Source organism: Curtobacterium pusillum (assembly GCF_013359865.1).
In the GTDB taxonomy this organism is placed as follows: Bacteria; Actinomycetota; Actinomycetes; order Actinomycetales; family Microbacteriaceae; genus Curtobacterium; species Curtobacterium pusillum.
The window spans coordinates 1-1279 of the sequence record NZ_JABMCE010000009.1 but is presented as its reverse complement, the minus strand read 5'-3'; the positions used below and the strand labels follow the sequence as shown (position 1 = coordinate 1279).

3 protein-coding genes are annotated in these 1279 nt (G+C 77.1%); all 3 read right to left on the bottom strand.

The window, feature by feature from the left end:
• Positions 1 to 27 precede the first annotated feature (27 nt).
• Positions 28 to 384, bottom strand: a complete 357-nt coding sequence (locus tag HP507_RS00045) for a TadE family type IV pilus minor pilin (RefSeq protein ID WP_175349865.1) — start codon at positions 382 to 384, stop codon at positions 28 to 30.
• Positions 368 to 574, bottom strand: coding sequence for a DUF4244 domain-containing protein (locus tag HP507_RS00040; protein WP_175349864.1), 207 nt, complete (start codon positions 572 to 574; stop codon positions 368 to 370). Before HP507_RS00040 ends, HP507_RS00045 begins: the two co-directional genes overlap by 17 nt.
• A gap of 85 nt (positions 575 to 659) precedes the next feature.
• On the bottom strand, positions 660 to 1279 hold a 620-nt coding region (locus tag HP507_RS00035), incomplete at its 5' end, for a type II secretion system F family protein (RefSeq protein ID WP_175349863.1).

Here is a 1279-nt window from a genome sequence, read left to right as displayed (position 1 = left end):
CGGCGTCGGCGTCGGCGTCGGCCACGCTCACCGTCCACCGTCCACGGCGCAGCCGGCGGCCCGGAGCGGGAGCGCCGAGAACGGCCCGGTACCGCCCCGGGCGACCTCGACGCAGACGACCTCGCCGGCACGGTGCACGGCGATCGAGGCCCCGGGGGCGAGCCGTTCGGCAGCAGCGCGACCGCCGTCGTCGTCACCGCGCCCGATCGCACGCGCCGCGGTCGCCGCCGCCAGCTGGAGCCGGCCGAGACCGTCGACGACGAGCACCGCTGCGACGAGGGACGTCAACACGAGGGCCACGACAGGGAGCACGACCGCGAACTCGACGCTCACGGCGCCGCGCTCCCCGTCCGCCGCGGTGACCGGCTCAGAGGGAGAGGGCACCGCGGACGAGTTCCGTGAGGATGTCCTGGACCTCGCCCGAGCGCATCACGGCGACGAGCACGCCGGCGAAGGCGACCGCAGCGAGGATCACGACGGCGTACTCGGCGGTGGCCGATCCCCGGTCGTCCTGCATGCGTCGCCGCAGCCGCGCGCCGAGGCGATCGGGGCGGGTGGTGGGTGTGTCGGTCATGGGTTCCGTCCTTCCTGGTGCGATACCCCCAGCCTCGTGTCCGGCGGGATCGACCACCCGGCACCCGCCCGGATCTGTGGAGAGATCACCCCACGCCGCCGACGGTGGAGGAGAGGACTCCCACGACGACGGGCACGACCCCGACGAGCACGAACGCGGGCAGGACGCACACGCCGAGCGGCAGGACGAGCCGGACGGCCAGACGCTCCGCGGCGGCCAGGCCCGCGGCCGCGGCGTCGTCGCGGACGTCCTCGGCGGCGGCACGCAGCAGCGCGGCGGCGGGCACACCGGCGCGCTGCGCGAGCGCGAGGACCTCACGCAGGTGTGACTCTCCGGACGCGGGACGACGACCGTCGGCGAACGCCGTCCGGACCGCCGCTCCCCCGGCCGCCCACGACCCGCCGCCGGACACCGCGACCGCCCACGCGTCCAGCAGCACACCGGGTACGTGACCGTCCGGGGTCGCGGCACGCACGAGGCGGGCGGTCCACGCGCGTCCGAGCCCGACCAGCACCGCGGCCAGGGTGCAGCACACCCACCCGACCGGCGACGCCACGAGCACCTGGACCGCGCCGGAGCCCCAGGTGGACCCGAGCGCGAGTCCGAGCACCGGGAGCGCGAGCACGACCCGAGCACTCGCGCGCGGCCCGGCGAGCGCCACCCGGACGGCGCGGTCGGACGCCGCCGAGCGGCGCAGGGCACCGG